This is a genomic window from Bradyrhizobium altum, assembly GCF_020889705.1.
In the GTDB taxonomy this organism is placed as follows: Bacteria; Pseudomonadota; Alphaproteobacteria; order Rhizobiales; family Xanthobacteraceae; genus Bradyrhizobium; species Bradyrhizobium altum.
In genome coordinates, this window is sequence record NZ_JACMYP010000170.1 from 1 (window position 1) to 20,000 (window position 20,000).

Consider the following 20,000-nt stretch of genomic DNA (forward strand, 5'->3'; position numbering starts at 1 on the left):
CCAGCACCGTGCGCGGGCTCGCCCGGCTGCTCCGCCGCAACCCGACCGACGCCGAGCGGATCCTGTGGCAGGCGCTGACGCGGGATCGCCGCTTCGCCGGCCAGTTCAAGCGCCAGACCCCGGTCGGCCGCCACATCCCCGACTTCGTCTCCTTCGTGCACCGGCTCGCGATCGAGCTGGTCAATGCTGGCGAGAGCGACGCCATCGGGACGGACCGCGCCAAGCGCAGAGCCTGGCTCGAGGCGCGCGACTATCGGGTGGTCGACGTGCAGGTGGCCGATGTCGAACGTGACCTCGACGGCGAGCTGGCGCGGCTGGAGGGGAGTTTGCAGCAGGAGCGGTGAGCTTTCGCCGTCGTTCTGTCTGCGTGGCAAGAGTGAGTTCGAGACACGACACTCTCCGCACGTCGTCCCTGCGAAAGCAGGGACCCATACTCCGCGGCCCGAGTTGTCAACGGGACTCGTCGTTCCACCATGGCGCAACAATGACCATTCGTGGTTATGGGTCCCTGCTTTCGCAGGGACGACACCAAGTGTGTTGCGCCACTTGTGAGTCATGCATCTGGGGTGCGGCTCTTCTGTTGCTCGCTAACCCGCACCAGTTGCAATTGCTCGAGCAGTAGCGATTGGTCGGTGAGGTGTCGGTCCTATCCGGCGCCTCGAACTTCAACGTGGCCATGCTGCCTTCTCAAGCGCGTGAAATCTGCTAGATTTTGTCTGGCCAGCCCTCCGGCAATCGGATCTGTAGAAGAGGGCGGCAGCGTACCATCGATCCGCGCGCGGCATTTCTTGCGCGCCAGCTACGTAGTTTTGCACATGGCCTTCGCACCGTTGAACACCGGTGTGCACATTTCGCTGACGTACGTTTTTGAAGCCAGAAATCGATCTGAGTCCTATCGCAATACTTAATTGATTGGAGGCGTCGTCATGATCCGTATCGGATCGCTAGCGCTCGTTATCGGCGTACTATTGACCGGCCCGGTCAGCGCAGAATCGGAATTGGTCGCGCGCGGTGATTACCTCGTCAATGGCATCCTGACCTGCGGCAATTGCCATACTCCGAAGGGACCGTCAGGGGAGATCAGCGACAAGGCTTTTTCCGGCGGCGCGTCATGGGATGAGCCACCGTTCAAGGTCACGGCCCCGAACATCACCCAAGACAAGGAAACCGGCATCGGCAACTACACCGACACCGAACTCAAGCAACTGCTGCGAAAGGGCATCAAGCGCAACGGCACGCGGGTCGCCATGATCATGCCAAGTGGCTTCTACGAGATCATGACCGATCGCGATCTCGATGCGGTGATCGCATATCTGCGCACGATCAAGCCGATCAGGAATGCGGTACCGGAGCCAATCTACAAAATATCACAGGGGCATCCTGTTCCCCCGGGCGGTGAAGGCCCGTACACCGAAGCGATGTTGGGCGACAAGGTGCAGCAGGGATTCTACCTTGCCACGATTGCCCACTGTATGGAGTGCCATACCCCGATGGGGCCGCAAGGGCGAGAATATGCGACCAGCATGGGCGCCGGCGGCGGCAAGTTTACGGGACCCTGGGGCGTCTCGGTTTCGCGGAACATCAGCTCCAGCAAGACCAAAGGCATTGGCGGCTGGACCGATGACGAGATCAAGCGCGCGATCACTCAGGGCGTCAGCAAGGACGGCAGCAAGCTCAATCCGCCGATGGGCTTCCATTACTACGCCACCGTGTCAGCCGCCGATCTCGACGCCATCGTCGTCTATCTGCGCACGGTGCCGCCAAAGGAATAGCTTGAAAGCCGCGACGCGCTCCGCTGAAGCGTGCCTCAGGCGGCGCTGTAGCCGCCGTCGACCACCTGCGATGCGCCCGTCATGAAGGACGCCTTGTCCGAGCACATCCAGACCACGGCCTCCGCGATTTCCTCGGGCACGCCCAGGCGACGTGCGGGCACCTTGGCGATGATCTCGTCGTAACGTTCGTCCATCGTCTCCTTGGTCATCGGCGTCTTGATGTATCCCGGATTGACGCAATTCACGCGGATGCCGTCCTGGGCGTATTCGATCGCAGCAGACTTGGTCAGCCCGACGACGCCGTGCTTGGCCGCGACGTAGTGGCCCGACGTAGCAAGGCCGACCAGCCCGGCGATCGAGGCGGTGTTGACGATCGCGCCGCCGCCGCCCTGCTTCAGCATTTGGGCGATCTCGTATTTCAGGCACAGGAACACGCCCATCAGATTCACCGAAAACATCTTCGCCACGGAGGCCTGCGTGAGCTCATGGATGCGTTGGCCGGACGGGCCGACGGAGCGCCCGGCCACGCCGGCATTGTTGAACGCGCAATCGATGCGCCCGAACGCCGATACCGTGCGTGCCACCATGTTGGCGACACCAGCCTCGTCGGTGACGTCGCCCTGGATCGCGATCGACTGGCCGCCCGCGGCGTTGATGAGCGCGACCGTCTGTTCGATTCCATCCTTCGAGAGATCCGACACCGCCACGCGCGCGCCTTCGCGCGCCATGGCAATCGCTGTTGCCCGGCCGATGCCGGAGCCGCCGCCCGTCACCAATGCGGCCTTGCCGTCCAGAATGCCTGCCATGAGAAACTCCTCCAGCGCGGTTAGCGCTTGCCTTCGATTGCGATCTCGACGAGGTACGGGCGCTGCGCCGCGACAGCCTTTGCGACTGCGCCGGCGATGTCGTCGGCCTTCTCAACCCTGACGGCCTCGACGCCCATGCCGGCCGCGAGATGCACGAAGTCGAGCGCGGGACCGGTGATGTCCATGTTTTGATAGGGATGCTGGGTGCCGGCTTCGAAGTTCTGTCGCCAGACGTCCACATTGTGCTTGAGAATGCGGTACTCGCGGTTCGCCAGCACCACGAACACGATCGCGAGCTTGTGGTGCGCGGCAGTCCATAGCGCCTGGATCGCATACATCGCCGAGCCGTCGCCGGAGATCGCGACAACCGGACGGTCCGGCATTGCGACCTTGACGCCGATCGCGCCGGCAAGACCCTGGCCGATGCCGCCGCCGCGTCCGCCGAAATAATCGCCGAAGCCGCGATAGTCGAAGGCGCGGGCGAGATCGAGGCTCGCCGTGATGCTCTCATCGACGATGACCACATCGTCAGGCAGACCGCGACGCAGTTCCGCGGTGACCCGCGGCATCGAGCTTGGCTCTCGGTTCCAGCTCTTCTCGACGCGCGCGCGATAGGCTTCCTTCTCCTTCGCCTGCAGTTCGGCTAGCGCAGCGTTGCGGTTTTGCGCAGCCTGCCTGAAGTCCGCGCTCACCTTGGCGCGCAACGCGTCCGTCAACGCACCGAGGCTGACAGCGATGTCACCAACGATGCCGGCATCGAGCCGGTTGTTGAGCGCGAGACGCTCGGCCGAGGCTTCGATCTGGAGCAGGGACGCGCCGTCGGGAATGTGGCCATCGGGCGCAAACCAGATGTCCTCGAAGAAAGGACCGCCGATCAGCAGCACGAGATCGGTATCGCCGAGCACCTTGCGTACCTGCCGGGCATCGCCCGGGAGCGACTGACGATAGCTCGGATGGTTGGTCGGAAAGGGCGTGTGATGCCGCAACCCTTCGAACCACACGGTGGCACCGATCGTTTCAGCAAGCGCGACCAGCGCCTGCTCGCAGCCCGATCTCGCGACGTCGTCGCCGGCGATGATGGCCGGATTTTTCGATTTCAGAAGCAGCGCGACCAGCGCTTCGATACCTGCCGGATCGGGGCGTGTCGACCGCCACAAATTGTCCGGCGTCGATGCATCGACCGCGGTCTCCTGTTCCAGGACGTCGATCGGGAGCGATACGAACACCGGCCCCTGCGGCGCATCGGTCGCCACCTTGAACGCGCGTCGCATGATTGGTGCGATCTCGTCGGCGCGCTCGATCTGAACGCTCCACTTTGTCACCGGTGCTGCCATTGCAACGAGGTCGTGGCCGAGCAGCGGATTGTTGAGCCGCATGCGCGTGTCCTGCTGCCCCGCCGTCACGACCACGGGCGAATTTGCTTTCAGCGCGCCATAGAGCGAGCCGATACCGTTGCCAAGGCCGGGAGCGACGTGCAGGTTGGCAACGGTGACGCGTCCCGATGCCTGCGCGTAGAAGCTGGCGGCGCTGACTGCGACGCCTTCATGCAGGGCCATGATGTATTCGAGTTGCGGAAACGCCGGCAGGCTGTCGAGCAGCGGCGTTTCGGTCGTGCCGGGATTGCCGAAGATATGACGCACGCCATGCGACACGAACGATTCCATCAGCACACGGCGTCCACGCATTCACGTCCTCCCGGTTGGTTCGGCTCCGTTTCGCGCATCATCGGCCGATGAGGGGCCGATGGCAACTGCGAGACGGTTCGCGTCCTCGCCGCGCTGGCTTTCGCGGAACGCCGTGGACGATCACGCCTTCGAGATGCCGCCGTCGATCACGGGGCCCATCGGCTCGTAGCGTTCGCCGCTGAAGCGCGTCAGTTTTGCAACTGCTCGAGCGGATAGTAGTCGGTCGGCGAGGTGTTGATCTTGATGCCCGGCAGCAGCATGTCGGATTCGACGTCCCTGAGGTTTGCCGCCTGCCTGATGATGTTTTCGGGCGAGACGTCGTCGCTGCATTGCTTGAGCACCTGAACCAGGATCTGGCTGGTGAGATAGCCGGTGACCGCATAGATGTCGTTCTTGGCCGCCGCGGGATCGTATTTGTCGAGGAAGGCGTGCCATTTCTGAATGGCGGGATCGCTGTCCCAGGCGGCGTCGACGGGATCCTTCAGATAAGCGCTCGAAATGATTCCCTTGGACACGTCGAAGCCCGCGGCCTTCAGGGTCGAGCCGGCGGAGGAGGCGTTGTTGCCGATGTAATGCGCCGGCTGCCAGCCGAGCTCGGCGATCTTCTTGATGCCTTGCGCCGCGAATTTCGGCGTGGTCATGCTCATGAACACGTTGGCACCGGCGGATTTGCAGCGGACCACCTGGCTGTCGATGGTCGGGTCGGCGGTCTCATAGGACAGCTCGGCGACGATTGCGGAGGTCTTGCCGCCGAGTCCGTCCTTGAAACCCTTCAGCACGTCGCGTCCGAAATCGTCGTTCTGGTAGACGATGCCGATCTTGGGATCATTCTGTGTCGACAGGACGTGCTGCGCGAAGGCCCGGCCCTCGATCTGGTAGCAGGGCTGGAAACCCATGGTGTAGGGGAAGTTCTTGTAGTCGCCGAACTTGGTCGCGCCTGAGGCGATGAAGAGGTGCGGGACCTTCTTCTGGTTCATGTACTTCATGATCGCGGCGTTGGTCGGCGCACCGAGCGGCGCGAACAGCACGTCGATCTCGTCGCCCTCGACCAGCTTGCGCGCCTGCTCGACGGTTTTGGCCGGGCTGTAGGCGTCGTCATAGGTGATGTACCTGATCATGCGGCCGTTGATGCCGCCTTGCTCGTTGATCATCTTGAAATAGCCGCCCGGCGTACGGCCGATCGACGAATAGACCGCAGCCGGTCCCGAATAGGCGTCGATGTTGCCGATCACGATCTCGGTCTTGCCCTTGGCAATGGCGGGCTTGCCGAGCAGCAGCGTGGCCGACGTGGCAGCAGCGCCTTTGATGAGATGACGGCGGGTGAGGTGGGGTGAACGGTTCCCTGGCATTGTAGTCCTCCGCTTCTTCTTGTTGGCCGTTTTGGCAGCCTTTGACGGGTATGTCGGCCTGAAGCATTCCACAGCGCTCAAGCCGGATCAAACCAGTCTATGAGCGCTGCGCAGCGGAACTTGTGCGCAGTCGCTACCATCAGGAATATTGCAGCGGTGTCAGGGTCCGGCGCGGCGCCGCAGATCACATGATCCGAAGCGCCGGGTACCGAGGCCGGTCAGGCCGGCAGGGCCCGGCTCGCCGTGCGACCATGCGCGCTGAGCTCGCGCACCGGAAACACGCGATCGTAAGCGATGTTGAAGACGAACGCGTAGACCAGATAGAACGCGACGATGGAGATATCCATCATCAGCGCAGCCCACAGCGAGATGCCGAGATACCAGGCGACGAACGGGATCAGCAGCACGATCAGGCCGGCCTCGAACAGCATCGCGTGCGCGACGCGGATCGGCATCGTCTTGGTGACACGGCCGGTGACGCGGACCAGCGCGTGGTCGAAGCCAAGATTGAACAGCAAGTTCCAGATCGTCGCCACCGTCGCCGAGACGACGCCGATGACGCCCATATGGGCGACCGGCTGATTGAACAGCCAGGCGGCTGCCGGCGTGAAGATGGCGATACCGATCAGTTCGAACAGGACTGCGTGCCTGACCCGGTCGGAGAAGGAACGCATAGACATTTTGAACCCTTTCTGTCGTTGTGACCGGGTTTCTATCTGATATTGTGGGAGTACAAAGATAAGTAATATCTGGAAAAGAGATAGATGCCCGTTTCCATGGACCAGCTCGAATCCTTCGTGGCGGCGGCCGAGCAGGGCTCGTTCTCCGGTGCGGCACGGCTTCTGAAGAAAGCGCAATCGGCGGTCAGCACCCACGTCGCCAATTTGGAAACAGACCTCGGGATTGCGCTGTTCGACCGGGCCGGTCGCAACCCGGTGCTGACCGAAGCCGGTGCGCGGCTGTTGCCGGAAGCAAGATTGATCCTCGATCGCCGTGAGCATCTGATCGGCGTCGCGAGCAGTTTCGAGGCGCATGTCGAGAAGCGCCTGGTGGTGGCGATCGACGAGCTCTATCCGGAGAGCGCGGTCGGCGAGCTGTTTGCGGAATTCGCCAAGCGCTTTCCTTATGTCGAAGTGGAGCTGCTGTTTCCGATCATGGAGGACGTCAGCCGCCTCGTGCTCGACGGCAAGGCCGATGTCGGCGTGATGTGGCGGCAGGAGCATCTGCCGCCCGAGCTCGGCTTCAAGACCATCGGCTGGGTGCCGCTGCAGCTCGTGTGCGGCAAGAACCATCCGCTGGCGCATGGCCGGGTGGACTGGGAGGAGCTGAAGCGGCATCGCCAGATCATGGTCACGGTGCGCAACGAGGGCACCGAGCGGCACCGGCTTCGTGTCGCCGCGGAGGTGTGGTGGGTGGAGAGCCATTGGGTGATCCTGCAGATCCTCAAGCAAGGCGTCGGCTGGGCGCTGATCCCTGGGCACATCATGGCGAGCTCGCAGGTTGCCGACGAACTGGCAATTCCCGAGCTGGAATTCGACGAGGGCGCGCATCCCGTTGCGCTCGAAGTGGTCTGGCACAAGCAGCGGCCGGCGGGGCCGGCGGCAAAATGGCTGCGTCGCCGGTTCGCCACGCGGCCGCCGATGCTCCGCATGTGACGGGACATGCGCGTCAGGCAACGTCGTTTGTCGCATGGGAGCTGACATCGCGACCGCGATGTGTTGCCATGCGAGCCGCACTGACCGGACAGGGTGGAGACGATGGCGAAGCAATTGGAAGGCAAGGTCGCGGCGGTGACCGGGGCGGCGTCGGGCATTGGACTTGCGAGCAGCGAGGCGATGCTGGCCGCGGGCGCGCGCGTGGTGATGGTCGACCGTGACGCGGCCGCGCTGCAAGCGCTCGCCGGCAAGCACGGCGATGCGGTGACCCCGCTGGTCATCGACCTGCTCGATCCGAAGGCCTGCGCGACGCTGTTGCCCGCGATCCTCGAGAGGGCCGACCAGCTCGACATCCTGCATGCCAATGCGGGGATCTATGTCGGCGGCGATCTCGTCGATGCCGATAACAGCGCGATCGACCGGATGCTGAACCTCAACGTGAACGTCGTGATGAAGAACGTGCACGACGTGCTGCCGCACATGATCGCGCGCGGGACCGGCGACATCATCGTGACCAGCTCGCTCGCCGCGCATTTCCCGACGCCGTGGGAGCCGGTCTATGCGTCGTCGAAATGGGCGATCAACTGCTTCGTCCAGACGGTGCGGCGCCAGGTGTTCAAGCACGGCGTCCGCGTCGGCTCGATCTCGCCCGGGCCCGTGATCAGCGCGCTGCTCGCGGACTGGCCGGCGGAGAAGCTCGAGGAGGCCAGGGCGGCGGGCAGCCTGCTGGAGGCGAGCGAGGTCGCCGAGGTCGTGATGTTCATGCTGACGCGGCCGCGCGGCATGACCATCCGCGACGTCGTGATGCTGCCGACGAATTTCGATCTGTAGGCAACATCGCGCCAATACCGTCGCCGGCGCGCCGTTGCGGCACAGGCAACGAAAGGTTGTGTTGCGGGCAGGGGCTTTGCCACTAGTCTCCCGGTGGGCGTGGGGGACAAAGTGACAGAACGGATAAAACGTGCATTCGCCGCAAAGGCGATGATGATCGCGCTTGGCGTGTTGTTGGCGCCGATTCCGGCTGCTCGTGCACAACTTCTCCTGCCGGCCAAGTGCACCGTAGCCGGAAATATCAGCCTGGATGATCGCATCGCAGGTTGCACTGCCTTGATCGACGCGATGTCGACCAATTTGCAAGGGGCGATCTCCGCGCATTTTCGACGCGCCACGCTCTATCTTGATAAGGGCGACGTTGATCGGGCAATCGAGGACTACAATTTCGTCGTCGAGCGCGATCCGAACAATCAGATCGCCCTTCTCCGCAGGGCGTGGGCGTATAAACGGAAGGGCGAGATCGATAGAGCGCTTGCCGACTACGGTCGAGCCATCGAACTCGCTCCAAAAGACACCTACGCATACCTGGGACGGGCTGGCGGCCACTTGATCAAGAAGGATGTTGACAGCGCGATCGACGACTACGGCCGAGCCCTTCTAACCCATCCCGACAATGTGGCTGCGTATGTCGGCCGCGGGCGCGCCTACAATCTCAAGGACGAGCCAGATCGGACCATAGCTGACTGCAATCGTGCGATCGAGATCAGCCCAGAACGCGGGACGGGGGTGGGCCTCATTTGCCGCGGACACGCTCACATCATCAAGGGCGACATCGAGCTCGCATTGGACGACTTCAATCAAGCTATCCGTTTCAATCCAAAAAATCCCCTGCCTTGTGTTGGTCGCGCCAGCATCCTTCGCGCTCGCGGCGACCTCGAACTGGGACTATCCAACATCAAGCAGGCGATCGAGCTGACGCCGAACGATCCTCAACTTCATCGCTGGGGCGGGGAGCGCTTACTTTCAAGGCGGGCTCCTGTCGGAAGCGCACGACGAGTTCGTCCGCGCCAGCGAGCTCGATCGGAAGGATGTTTACACACTGCTATGGCTCGACCTCGTGCGCCAGAAGACGGGCCAACCAAGCGGACTTGATGAGGCCTCCGGGCGGCTCGACCAGTCGCAATGGCCGGCGCCGATCGTTCGCTTGTTCCTCGGCGCCACAACGCTGGAGGCGGTTATTAAAGCCGCCGACGATGCCAATCCGGTCAAGGTGAAGGGGCAGCTTTGCGAAGCGCATTTCTATGCCGGCGAGCTGGCGCTGGCGAAAGATGCAACGGACGAAGCCGTGCGGCTGCTTCGCCTCGCCGCGGACGGATGCCCGAGGATCTACTTTGAATGGGCGCCAGCCAATGCCGAGCTTCACAAGCTCGACACAAAGCACTGACGACGTTTTGCCGATCGCTGCGCCGCGTTCCTGCCGGATTTCGCCTCAGGCGGCGCCGCGATCGAGAGCCGGCGTGGGGTCCATTTTCGTCAGCCGGCGCAGCGCCGCGACATTGGTGGCGACGGACGCCAGGCGGCACTGTGCCTTGCCGTCGGATTTGGCTTCATAGAGCGCGGCATCGGCAACGGCCAGGAGCTCCTCGGCCTCGGTGCCGTGCTCGGGCGACACGGCGACGCCGACGCTGACGCCGACCTTTGCGAAGATGCCGTCGGCGAGCCGGTAGGGCATCGTGACAGCCTGGATGATGCGCTGGCCGATCCCGAGCGCCTGCTCCGCGGTGACGCCGTTCGCCAGCACCACGAATTCATCGCCGCCGAGCCGCGCGATCACCGCGGTCTCGGGCAGAGCGCGCCGCAGCCGCTCGGCGGCCAGCATCAGCACCTGGTCGCCGCCCGCGTGGCCGTAGGTGTCGTTGATCGGCTTGAAACTGTCGAGGTCGAGGAACAGCAGCGCGAACGGCCTGCCATGTCCGGCCGGCGCCGCCAGCTTCGTGTTCAACGCGGCGACGAAACCGGCGCGATTGCGCAGGCCGGTCAGGGTGTCGTGATGGGCAAGATGGCCGTTCTCACGCTCGGCGCGCATGGTTGCGATCAGCATCTTGTTGAGGCGGAAGGCCGCGACCGTCATCGCCGCGAGATACATCGGCACCTGCAGGAACACGATGAACAGCAGCGGCTCGCCGGCCAGGGCTGCGCCCGGCACGATCGGGCCGAGGCTGAGCAGGATCATGGTTCCGGCCAGGCGCGGGGCGCTGAAGTTGCGGAAGCAGATGCCGCCGACCATCGCCGCCGCCGACAGCGAGGCCAGCATCGCAACCACCCAGTCGCCGCTTGCAAGGCTGATCAGGATGCCGAAGCCGACGCTGGTGCTCCAGGCGACCGCAAGGACGAGGTGCGGATCGGTTGGCGTCGGCCGCCCTTCGCGTGCCGCACGATGCGCAGCCACGAGCACCGCCAGTCGCGAGAGGCAGATGACGAGTTCGAGGATGACCCAGGCGATGAATGGCGCGGTCGGCTCGCGGATCGCAATCACGGCCGCGACGGCGACCGTGTTGACCGCACCGGCTGCGAACACCGGCAGCGAGCCATAGAGATCCCCGATCAGCGCCGAGCGGATGTCGTCGGGCACGCCCGGACCCGCATCGGCGAGCCAGCGCGTCACGCCCCAGTGCGGCTGGCTGTATCGTCCTTTTTCGGACTGCATTGTTCTTGCCCCGTACTTTCACGTGCCAACTGACCCGGCCGGAGCTAACGGGCGTTTAAGGCCGCGGCGGATCGCGCGGTGTGATTGACGACAGGTAAATCCGGCGGGCGATCGCGCCGCCGAATACCGATGTCGGAGGCTGCGATGCGGCCGTTGGTCGCGACGATCCGTTCGGCCGGCGGTTGATTTTCAGGCGGGCGTGCCGTTCAAGGCGGGCAACGAGGTGATCGGGGGCGTCGCTCTATCGCGGCGTCCTTCGCTGTCAGACTGCCATGAGTTCGTCCGCGCGGCCCGTGCGCTTCGCCTTCTTCAGCTTGGCCGGCGCGAACAGATTGCTGGCGGCGAGGCCCGCGGTGTCGGCGACACCGGGATCACATGACACCATGGCGGCGACGATGGCGCCGTCGATCAACAGCGCGAGCTGGTGCGCGAGCACCGCCGGTTCGCTCGCGCCCATCTCGCCGGCGAGCTTCTCGATGTGCGCCAGCACCACCTTCTTGTGCTTCAGCGCGATGTTGCGGAACTGCTTGGCGTCCTTGTCGTGCTCGGCGACCGCGTTGATGAAGGGGCAGCCGTAGAAGCGTTCCTCGGCGAACCAGCTCTTCAGGGCGGGGAAGATCCGCGCCAGCTTGGTCTGTGGATCGCCGCCGCCGGCTTCGATCGCGCCGATGAACCACTCACGCCACTGCTTGCCTTCGCTTTCCAGCACGGCATGCACAAGGTTGGTCTTCGAGCCGAACAGCTTGTAGAGCGTGGTCTTGGCGGTTCCGGCCTCGTCGATGATCGCATCGATGCCGGTGGCGTTGATGCCGTTCTTGCAGAACAGATGCGTCGCCGCGCTGAGCAGGCGGCCGCGCGCGGATTCGTCGTCGCCGGCGGCGAACGCGGCGGCAGGTTTTTTCTTCGCAAGCGATTTGACCATGCGCGGCAGTAAATCGGAGCGCGGTGAAATCATCAAGCCGCATCTTCACGGGGGCGGGCATGTGCGCCGTCCTGCGCTCAAAATAATCGCTGCGGCGCGGCAGATGCACCGCGTTTGAGCAGCCGCGCCCTGATCAATCCGCAGGCAGGCACAGCTAAGCGTCTGCGGGATTTCGCCTTTTGATTTGGCAGAGGACTGGCACGCTTCGTGCAGGAAACAGACCGTTCGGTATCCTGACCCAATCCATCGCTCCCAGGGAGAAAACTGATGACCGCTGTCGCTCAAAAAACCGCACTGACCGGTTGCCTCGCGCCGATCGATAGAGGCGGGCTCGAGCAGCTGATTGCCAACGGCAAGGCCAACCCGAAGGTCATCAAGACCTTGAAGTGCAAGACGGTGGCCGAGGGCAAGTTCCGTCACGCCAACTACATCCGCAACCTCGCGCCCTACATCGTCGACGAGCCGCCGGGGCTGCTCGGCGACGACACGGCGCCCAATCCCTCCGAGGCCTCGCTCGCCGCGCTCGGCTCCTGCCTTGCGGTCGGCCTGCACGCCAACGCCGTGCATCGCGGCTGGATCGTCAACAAGCTCGAGCTCGAGCTCGAGGGCGACCTCAACATCACCGCGGTGTGGGGCACCGGCGACGTCAGCGAGAAGCCGGTCGGCTTCACCGACGTCCGCGTCAAGGTCGACATGGAATGCGAGGGCGTTGCGCAAGACGAGATCGACGCGCTGGTGGCGCATGTGAAGAAGTGGTCGCCGGTCGCCAACACGTTCACCCGCCCCGTCAATCTCGAGGTCAGCGCGTAAGGCTCGACCGGCAATTCAAGGTGCGGAGACCAACCATGGGTTCACTGGCTTTATCGCGGGTCGCAGCTCAAGATCCCGCACCGACCATCACGGACGAGGTCGCGCGCCTCGCCCGTCAGGAGCTGGCACCGCTCGCATCCGCGATCGATGCCGGCTCGGTCTATCCCGGCGAATTCCTGCGCCGGCTCGGCAAGGTCGGCGCGTGGAGCAGCCACGTGCCGCAGGAGGGGCCTGCCGACCTGCGCTGGGCGATCCAGTCGATGGCCGCGCTCGGCGAGGTCTGCGGCGCCACCGCCTTCATGGCGTGGTGCCAGAACACGCTGGTCTGGTACGTCGCCAACTCCACCAACATGAAGCTCGCCGCGCGCTTCGGCAACTGCTTCTCCAGCGGGCGTGCGCTCGGCGGCACCGGGCTTTCCAACCCGATGAAGAGCTTCTTCGGCATCGAGCGGCTGAAGTTGAAGGGCCGCAAGGTCGACGGCGGCTACATCGTTCGCGGCGCGCTGCCCTGGGTGTCCAATCTCGGCCCCGACCATTACTTCGGCACGATCTTCGAGCGCGAGGACGAGGGCAGCAGGGGCGAGCCGGGCAGCACCGTGATGTTTCTTGCCGATTGCGCCGATCCCGCGATCACGCTGACGCCGTGCAAGCCGTTCCTGGCGATGGACGGCACCGGCACCTACGGCGTCCAGTTCCGCGACGTGTTCGTGCCGGACGAGCTGATCCTCGCCGAGCCGGCTGCGCCGTTCGTTAAGAAGATCCGCGCCGGCTTCATCCTGCTGCAGGCCGGCATGGGCCTCGGGCTGATGAAGGATTGCATCAACATCATGGACGAGGTCCATGCACCGCTCGGCCACGTCAATCGCTATCTGCCGCAGCAGCCGCTGCAATTCCGCGAGCTCTATGCCGAGTTCGAGAAGGAGGCGATGACGCTGGCAAGCGATCCCTACAACACCGATGACAGCTATTGGCGCCGCGTCGTCGCGCTGCGCCTGCGGATCGGCGATGCCAGCGTCGCGTTCGCGCATGCGGCGATGCTCCATTGCGGCGCGCGCGGCTATCTGATGAGCCACCGCGCCCAGCGCAGGCTGCGCGAGGCCTATTTCGTCGCCATCGTCACGCCTGCCACCAAGCAGCTGCGCAAGATGCTGGCGGACGGGTGATGAGAGTTCGGGACCACCACAACTGCAACCACAAACAGGAGAGAGCCATGACGGACGTTCTGACCACCGCCGGCGAACTTGCCGAGCTCGTCAAGAAAGAACCATGTGTCATCATCGACACGCGGAATCCGGATGCCTATGCGGCCGGCCATCTGCCCGGCGCCGTCAACGTGCATGACATCTTCACATTCCTTGCGACCTCGACGCCGGAAGGCATCCACGAGCTGAAAACCAAGTTCGCCGACGCCTTCGGCGCCGCCGGTCTCTCCGGCAAGGAGACCGCCGTGATCTACGAGCAGTCGATGAATTCCGGCTTCGGCCAGTCCTGCCGCGGCTACTACCTGCTGACGATGCTCGGCTATCCCAAGGTGAAGGTGCTGCATGGCGGCTTCGATGCCTGGAAAGCCGCCGATCTGCCTGTCACCACCGACGTTGCGGTGCCGCCGAAGGCCTCCTTTGCGATCGTGCCGGAGGCCGGCGATATCATGATCGACGCCAAGGCGATGCTGGCCGCGGTCGGCAAGCCCGGCGTCGCGATCCTCGACGTGCGCGACGTCGACGAGTGGATCGGCGAGAGCTCCTCGCCCTACGGCAAGGATTTCTGCCCGCGCAAGGGCCGCATCCCCGGCGCCGTCTGGCTGGAATGGTACCGGATGATGAAGCCGACCGGCGAAGGTCAGCGCTTCAAGTCGAAGGAGGAGATCCTGGCGGAATGCGCCACCGTCGGCATCTCGCAGACCACGCCGGTCTATCTCTACTGCTTCAAGGGGGCGCGCGCCTCGAACACCTTCCTGGCGCTGAAGAACGCCGGCGTGAAGGACGTGCGGATGTACTTCGGCTCATGGAACGAGTGGTCGCGCGACCCGGCGCTGCCGATCGACGAGGGTCTGCCGACCGCCGCCGTCGTCACGGACAAGGCGGCATAGAACCTGCATGTTTGTTGGCGTCCGGCGGCGCAAAACGCGGCCGGACGCCGATCAATGCACCTGATCGCGGAGCTCTCCGTAGTTCGGTGCGACAATGGGGCGCAGCATGTCCACGTCAGATGATCCCTTCGACGCCGACCGCGCGCTCGTGCGATCCGGCTGTGCCTGTGGCCGGCATCGCTCAACCGCCGAACATGTGCGTGCCGAGCGCACGCTGCGCTGCGAGCCGGTCGCCGATCTCAGCGAGCAGAAGCGCTACGAAGGCATCGTCGCGTCGGCGGTGATGCGGGCCGTGTTTCCGCAGGATGTCGCGCGCCGCGTCCTCCTGAAATCGGTTGGCGCCGCGACCGCGCTCGCCGCGCTGTCGCAGTTCTTCCCGCTGAAGACGGCGACGGAGGCGTTCGCCGACGCGGGACCGCCGGAGAAGAAGGACTTGAAGGTCGGCTTCATCCCGATCACCTGCGCCACCCCGATCATCATGGCGGCGCCGCTCGGCTTCTATGCCAGGCAGGGCCTCAACGTCGAGGTGGTGAAGACCGCCGGCTGGGCCGTCATTCGCGACAAGACCATCAACAAGGAATACGACGCTGCCCACATGCTGGCGCCGATGCCGATCGCGATCTCGCTCGGACTTGGCGCCAACGCTATACCGTTCACCGTGCCCGCGATCGAGAACATCAACGGGCAGGGCATCACGCTTGCCATCAAGCACAAGGACAAGCGTGATCCGAAGGATTGGAAGGGCATGAAGTTCGCCATTCCGTTCGACTACTCCATGCACAATTATCTGCTGCGCTATTATCTCGCCGAGCACGGGCTCGATCCGGATACCGACGTGCAGCTCCGCTCGGTGCCGCCGCCGGAAATGGTCGCCAATCTGCGCGCCGACAACATCGACGGCTTCCTCGCGCCCGACAACATCTGCCAGCGCGCGATATATGACGGTGTCGGCTTCCTGCACATCCTGTCCAAGGAGATCTGGGACGGCCATCCCTGCTGCAGCTTTGCCGCGAGCCGCGAATTCATCACGACGGCGCCGAATTCCTTCGCGGCGCTGACCCGCGCGATCGTGGACGCCACCGGCTTTGCTGCGAAGGCCGAGAACCGCAAGCAGATCGCGGAGGCGATCGCGCCGGCCAACTACATCAACGCGCCGGTGACGGTGCTCGAGCAGGTCCTGACCGGCACCTACGCCGACGGCCTCGGCGGCGTGAAGACCGATCCGAAGCGCGTCGACTTCGATCCGTTCCCCTGGCAGTCCTTTGCGGTGTGGATGCTGACGCAGATGAAGCGCTGGGGCCAGATCAAGGGCGACGTCGACTATCACGCGGTCGCCGAGCAGGTCTATCTCGCCACCGACACGAAAAAGGTGATGGTCGAGATGGGGCTTGCGCCGCCGACGAGCTCGTACAAGTCGTTCTCGGTGATGGGAAAGACTTTCGATCCGGCCAAGCCCGACGATTATCTCGCGAGCTTCAAGATCAGGAAGTCGTCGTGAGGGGAGAAATTCTATCCACGCCGTCGTCCCTGCGAAAGCAGGGACCCATAACCACCGGCCCCAATTGTTGCGCTGAGTGTCTCCCTGCGCGCCCAACCGAGAGAGCACGGCGTATGGGTCCCTGCTTTCGCAGGGACGACGCGGGGAGGGAACGCACATGACTCTCTCCCTCCGTCTCCGCGCCGCGATCGTCTCGATCGTGCTATTCGCCGCCTTTCTCGGTGCCTGGCATCTCGCGACCCGCAGCAGCGGCACAACGGCGGCCATGAGCCCCGAATACGCCAGGCTGATGGGGCTGACGGCGACGCAGGGCAAGTCGGCGATGCCCGGGCCGCTCGATGTCGGCGCCAAGCTGTGGGAGCACCTCAAGCGGCCGTTCTACGACAACGGGCCGAATGACAAGGGGCTCGGCATCCAGCTCGCCTATTCGATCGGGCGCGTCGGGCTCGGCTATCTCATCGCGGTCGTCGTCGCGATCCCGCTCGGCTTCATGATCGGCATGTCGCCGCTGATCAGCAGAGCGCTCGATCCCTTCATCCAGCTGCTGAAGCCGATCTCGCCGCTGGCCTGGATGCCGCTCGCGCTCTACACCATCAAGGATTCCTCGATCTCGGCGATCTTCGTGATCTTCATCTGCTCGGTGTGGCCGATGCTGCTCAACACCGCGTTCGGGGTCGCCAGCGTGCGCAAGGAGTGGATCAACGTCGCGCGGACGCTCGAGGTCGGCACGATCAGGCGCGCCTTCACCGTGATCCTGCCGGCGGCGGCGCCGACGATCCTCACGGGCATGCGGATCTCGATCGGGATCGCCTGGCTCGTGATCGTCGCCGCCGAGATGCTCGTCGGCGGCACCGGCATCGGCTATTTCGTCTGGAACGAGTGGAATAATCTGTCGATCACCAATGTGATCATCGCGATCCTTTTGATCGGCCTCGTCGGCATGCTGCTCGACCAGGTGCTGGCGCGCTTCACGCGCATGGTGACGTTTCCGGAGTAGCGATGACCGACAAGTTCATCTCCATCGAGGGAATCGCCCGGCGTTATCCCGGCGCCGGCGGCGGCACCACCACGGTGTTCGAGGACTTCTGGCTGTCGATGACGCGCGGCGAGTTCGGCTGCGTGATCGGCCATTCCGGCTGCGGCAAGACCACGGTGCTGAACATCCTCGCCGGCCTCGACGAGCCGAGCGAGGGGACTGTCATCGTCGACGGGCAGGGCATCGAGGGCACCAGCCTCGACCGCGCCGTGATCTTCCAGAGCCATGCGCTGCTGCCGTGGCGCACGGTGCTCGGCAATGTCGGCTATGCCGTGAGCTCGAAATGGCGCAAATGGGACCGCGCCCGGGTCAGGGCCCACGCGCAGAAATTCATCGATCTCGTCGGGCTGACCGGCTCCGAGCACAAGCACCCGTCGGAGCTGTCGGGCGGCATGAAGCAGCGCGTCGGTATTGCGCGAGCGCTGTCGATCACCCCGAAGATCATGCTGATGGACGAGCCGTTCTCGGCGCTGGACGCGCTGACCCGCGGCACGCTGCAGGACGAGGTGCGGCGGATCTGCCTGGAGACCGGGCAGACCACCTTCATGATCACCCACGACGTGGATGAGGCGATCTTCCTTGCCGACAAGATCTTCCTGATGACCAACGGGCCCGGCGCGGTGCTGGCCGAGATCGTCGAGAACCCGCTGCCGAAGGAGCGCGGCCGCATCGACCTGCACCGTCATCCCTACTACTATGCGCTGCGCAACCATATCGTCGATTTCCTGGTCAGCCGCAGCAAAAGCTTTGCCGCTGAGGTGACCGAACACGATCCGCGCCACGTGCCGACGGTGCGGCCCGGCGTCGGCGAGCCGGTGATCGTCTCGCCGCCGCGCGTCGTCGAACCCAATCCCGCGCAGAGCGTTGCGCGCTGAAGCCTGAGGAGGAAACCCCATGAAACGCGAAGACCTCACCGAAAAGCTGCTCGACATCAAGCGCGAGAAGGGCTGGAGCTGGAAGCATATCTGCGAGAAGATCGGCGGCTATTCCGAAGTGCTGATCGTTGGCGCGATCCTCGGCCAGATGAAGCTGACAAAACCGCAGGCGGCGAATGCCGGCGAACTGTTCGGGCTGTCGAAGGCCGAGACTGCCATGCTCAACGAGGTGCCGATGCGCGGCGCCGGCACGCCGATGCCGCCGACCGATCCGCTGATCTACCGCTTCTACGAGATGGTGATGGTCAACGGCCCGGCGTGGAAGGCGCTGATCGAGGAGGAGTTCGGCGACGGCATCATGTCGGCGATCGACTTCGACATGGCGATGGAGCGCGTCGCGAATCCGAAGGGCGACCGCGTCAAGATCACGATGTCAGGGAAGTTCCTGCCCTACAAATATTACGGCGCCAGCGGCAACGTGCCGGAATACGGCTTCAAGGAAGAGTGAGACGATGGCGCGAATGGCGAGTAGCGAATGGTATCGTTACTCGCCAATGTCGAATGACCTCACAGGATCGTGCCCGGCGCGTAGCTCGCGGCTTCCGGCTTGGCCCGGGCGAGCGCGTCGACTTGCTGGGCGAAATAATCGACCTGGGCGCCGGCGTCGCCGGAATTAGCGCGACCCTGCTCGAGCACAAGCTGCAATTCGGCTTCGCTCAAGCCAAGCCGTCGATCGGCGGCGAGACGCTGCAGCAGATCGTTCTGCACGATCTTGCCGGTGCGCAGGTCGCCAATGGCGGCGACGGCGTGCTCCTTGATCGCCTCATGGGCGCCTTCACGGCCGGCGCCCTTCTTGACCGCTTCCATCATGACCGTGGTGGTCAGCAGGAAGGGCAAATAGCGGTTGAGCTCGGTCGCGACGACGGATTCGAACACCTCCATCTGATCGAGCACGGTGAGCAAGGTCTCAAGCAGGCCGTCGGTGGCGAGGAAGGCATCGGGCAGCATGACGCGGCGGACGACGGAGCAGGAGACGTCACCCTCGTTCCACTGATCGCCGGCGAGCCCGGAGGCCATCGCGAGATAGCCCTTCAGGATCACATGCAAGCCATTGATGCGCTCGCAGGAGCGGCTGTTCATCTTGTGCGGCATGGCCGACGAACCGACCTGGCCCTTGGCAAAGCCTTCGCTGGCGAGTTCATGACCCGCCATCAGGCGGATGGTCTTGGCGAAGTTGCCCGGACCGCTGGCGAGTTCGGTGAGCACGCTGACCGCACGGAAGTCGAGGCTGCGCGGATAGACCTGGCCAACGGCGTCGAGCGCTTTCGGCAGGCCGAGGTGAACGAGGATGCGCTCCTCGAGCGCGCGCGCCTTGCCGGCGTCGCCATTGAACAGGGTGATTTGATCGAGGCGCGTGCCCACTGCACCCTTCAGGCCGCGCGCGGGGTAGGTTTGCAGCACATTGACCAGGCTCTGATGTGCCAGCAGCATCTCTTCGCCTGACATGGCGATGCGCTTGCCGAGCGTAGTGACTTGCGCGGCCACGTTGTGGGTGCGTGCGGTGAACGGAATGTCGCGCAACTGCTGGGCGCGCTTCGCAAACCGAATCAGCGCGGCGATGCTCTTGGTCTCGACCAGCTGCAACGCGCGGTAGACCTGCAATTGCTCCACGTTTTCCGTGAGGTCGCGGCTGGTCATACCCTTGTGCAGGTGCTCATGGCCGGCCAGATCGCAGAACTCCTCGATGCGCGCCTTGACGTCGTGGCGGGTGACGCGCTCGCGCTGCATGATGGAGGCGAGGTTGATCTGGTCCTTGACGCGCTCGTAGCTTTCGATCACGCCGTCCGGAACCGGAATCCCGAGATCGCGCTGGCCCTTCAGCACGGCGATCCAGTAGTCGCGTTCGAGGCGAACCTTGCCCTCGCCACTCCAGATGGCGCGCATGGCGGGTGAGGCATAACGTTCAGCGAGAACGTTGGAAATGTGATCCTGGGACATGATCCCGCTCTCTTGGCATTGCCT

Annotated in this window: 19 protein-coding genes and 1 pseudogene; 13 read left to right on the forward strand and 7 right to left on the reverse strand. The window is 64.2% G+C overall.

Going from position 1 to position 20,000, the window contains the following annotated elements:
* On the forward strand, window positions 1–344 hold a 344-nt coding region (locus H8B02_RS31825), incomplete at its 5' end, for an endonuclease domain-containing protein (RefSeq protein ID WP_229169845.1).
* A 582-nt stretch (window positions 345–926) separates the two neighbouring features.
* Window positions 927–1,772, forward strand: coding sequence for a c-type cytochrome (locus H8B02_RS31830; protein WP_229169846.1), 846 nt, complete (start codon window positions 927–929; stop codon window positions 1,770–1,772).
* Between the two features lie 35 nt (window positions 1,773–1,807).
* Here H8B02_RS31830 and H8B02_RS31835 read toward each other — a convergent pair whose 3' ends face one another.
* The 4 genes and pseudogenes from H8B02_RS31835 to H8B02_RS31850 form a co-directional block, all read right to left on the reverse strand.
* Window positions 1,808–2,578: an SDR family NAD(P)-dependent oxidoreductase gene (locus tag H8B02_RS31835; protein WP_229169847.1), complete on the reverse strand. Its 771-nt coding sequence runs from the start codon at window positions 2,576–2,578 to the stop codon at window positions 1,808–1,810.
* 20 nt (window positions 2,579–2,598) lie between these two features.
* Window positions 2,599–4,263, reverse strand: a complete 1,665-nt coding sequence (locus tag H8B02_RS31840; RefSeq protein WP_229169848.1) for a thiamine pyrophosphate-binding protein — start codon at window positions 4,261–4,263, stop codon at window positions 2,599–2,601.
* A gap of 120 nt (window positions 4,264–4,383) precedes the next feature.
* Window positions 4,384–5,612: pseudogene (locus H8B02_RS31845) on the reverse strand (ABC transporter substrate-binding protein).
* Between the two features lie 218 nt (window positions 5,613–5,830).
* On the reverse strand, window positions 5,831–6,292 hold the full coding sequence (locus H8B02_RS31850) for a PACE efflux transporter (protein WP_229169850.1): 462 nt from the start codon (window positions 6,290–6,292) through the stop codon (window positions 5,831–5,833).
* Window positions 6,293–6,376: 84 nt separating this feature from the next.
* On the opposite strand from H8B02_RS31850, the gene H8B02_RS31855 reads away from it, so the two are divergent.
* From H8B02_RS31855 to H8B02_RS31870, 4 genes are all read left to right on the forward strand, one after another.
* Window positions 6,377–7,267 carry a LysR family transcriptional regulator gene (locus tag H8B02_RS31855; RefSeq protein WP_229169851.1) on the forward strand — a complete coding sequence of 297 codons (891 nt, stop codon included), beginning with the start codon at window positions 6,377–6,379 and terminating at the stop codon, window positions 7,265–7,267.
* A 102-nt stretch (window positions 7,268–7,369) separates the two neighbouring features.
* Window positions 7,370–8,098: an SDR family oxidoreductase gene (locus tag H8B02_RS31860; RefSeq protein ID WP_229169852.1), complete on the forward strand. Its 729-nt coding sequence runs from the start codon at window positions 7,370–7,372 to the stop codon at window positions 8,096–8,098.
* A gap of 111 nt (window positions 8,099–8,209) precedes the next feature.
* Window positions 8,210–9,193, forward strand: coding sequence for a tetratricopeptide repeat protein (locus H8B02_RS31865; protein WP_229169853.1), 984 nt, complete (start codon window positions 8,210–8,212; stop codon window positions 9,191–9,193).
* Window positions 9,159–9,485 (forward strand): hypothetical protein, encoded by a 327-nt coding sequence (locus H8B02_RS31870; RefSeq protein WP_229169854.1) that lies wholly within the window; start codon window positions 9,159–9,161, stop codon window positions 9,483–9,485. Before H8B02_RS31865 ends, H8B02_RS31870 begins: the two co-directional genes overlap by 35 nt.
* 45 nt (window positions 9,486–9,530) lie before the next feature.
* Here the strand turns inward: H8B02_RS31870 and H8B02_RS31875 are convergent, their stop codons facing one another.
* Both H8B02_RS31875 and H8B02_RS31880 read right to left on the reverse strand, forming a co-directional pair.
* Window positions 9,531–10,748: a GGDEF domain-containing protein gene (locus H8B02_RS31875; protein WP_229169855.1), complete on the reverse strand. Its 1,218-nt coding sequence runs from the start codon at window positions 10,746–10,748 to the stop codon at window positions 9,531–9,533.
* Window positions 10,749–11,010: 262 nt separating this feature from the next.
* The gene (locus H8B02_RS31880; protein WP_229169861.1) at window positions 11,011–11,670 is read right to left on the reverse strand and encodes a TetR/AcrR family transcriptional regulator; all 660 of its coding nucleotides are present in this window, start codon (window positions 11,668–11,670) and stop codon (window positions 11,011–11,013) included.
* Window positions 11,671–11,937: 267 nt separating this feature from the next.
* On the opposite strand from H8B02_RS31880, the gene H8B02_RS31885 reads away from it, so the two are divergent.
* The 7 genes from H8B02_RS31885 (at window position 11,938) to cynS (ending at window position 18,486) form a co-directional block, all read left to right on the forward strand.
* Window positions 11,938–12,480 (forward strand): OsmC family protein, encoded by a 543-nt coding sequence (locus H8B02_RS31885; protein WP_173637492.1) that lies wholly within the window; start codon window positions 11,938–11,940, stop codon window positions 12,478–12,480.
* A 35-nt stretch (window positions 12,481–12,515) separates the two neighbouring features.
* Window positions 12,516–13,643, forward strand: coding sequence for an acyl-CoA dehydrogenase family protein (locus H8B02_RS31890; protein WP_229169856.1), 1,128 nt, complete (start codon window positions 12,516–12,518; stop codon window positions 13,641–13,643).
* Between the two features lie 47 nt (window positions 13,644–13,690).
* Window positions 13,691–14,569, forward strand: coding sequence for a sulfurtransferase (locus H8B02_RS31895; RefSeq protein ID WP_229169857.1), 879 nt, complete (start codon window positions 13,691–13,693; stop codon window positions 14,567–14,569).
* A gap of 106 nt (window positions 14,570–14,675) precedes the next feature.
* Window positions 14,676–16,067 (forward strand): CmpA/NrtA family ABC transporter substrate-binding protein, encoded by a 1,392-nt coding sequence (locus H8B02_RS31900; protein WP_229169858.1) that lies wholly within the window; start codon window positions 14,676–14,678, stop codon window positions 16,065–16,067.
* A gap of 157 nt (window positions 16,068–16,224) precedes the next feature.
* A complete protein-coding gene (ntrB, locus tag H8B02_RS31905) occupies window positions 16,225–17,064 on the forward strand; it encodes a nitrate ABC transporter permease (RefSeq protein ID WP_229169859.1) in 840 nt (279 codons plus the stop codon).
* A 2-nt stretch (window positions 17,065–17,066) separates the two neighbouring features.
* Window positions 17,067–17,978, forward strand: coding sequence for an ABC transporter ATP-binding protein (locus H8B02_RS31910; RefSeq protein ID WP_229169860.1), 912 nt, complete (start codon window positions 17,067–17,069; stop codon window positions 17,976–17,978).
* Window positions 17,979–17,997: 19 nt separating this feature from the next.
* Window positions 17,998–18,486, forward strand: a complete 489-nt coding sequence (gene cynS, locus H8B02_RS31915; protein WP_092115321.1) for a cyanase — start codon at window positions 17,998–18,000, stop codon at window positions 18,484–18,486.
* A 59-nt stretch (window positions 18,487–18,545) separates the two neighbouring features.
* On the opposite strand, the gene purB is transcribed toward cynS, so the two are convergent.
* Window positions 18,546–20,000: adenylosuccinate lyase (gene purB, locus H8B02_RS31920; protein ID WP_312001402.1), on the reverse strand; the 1,455-nt coding region annotated here is incomplete at its 5' end.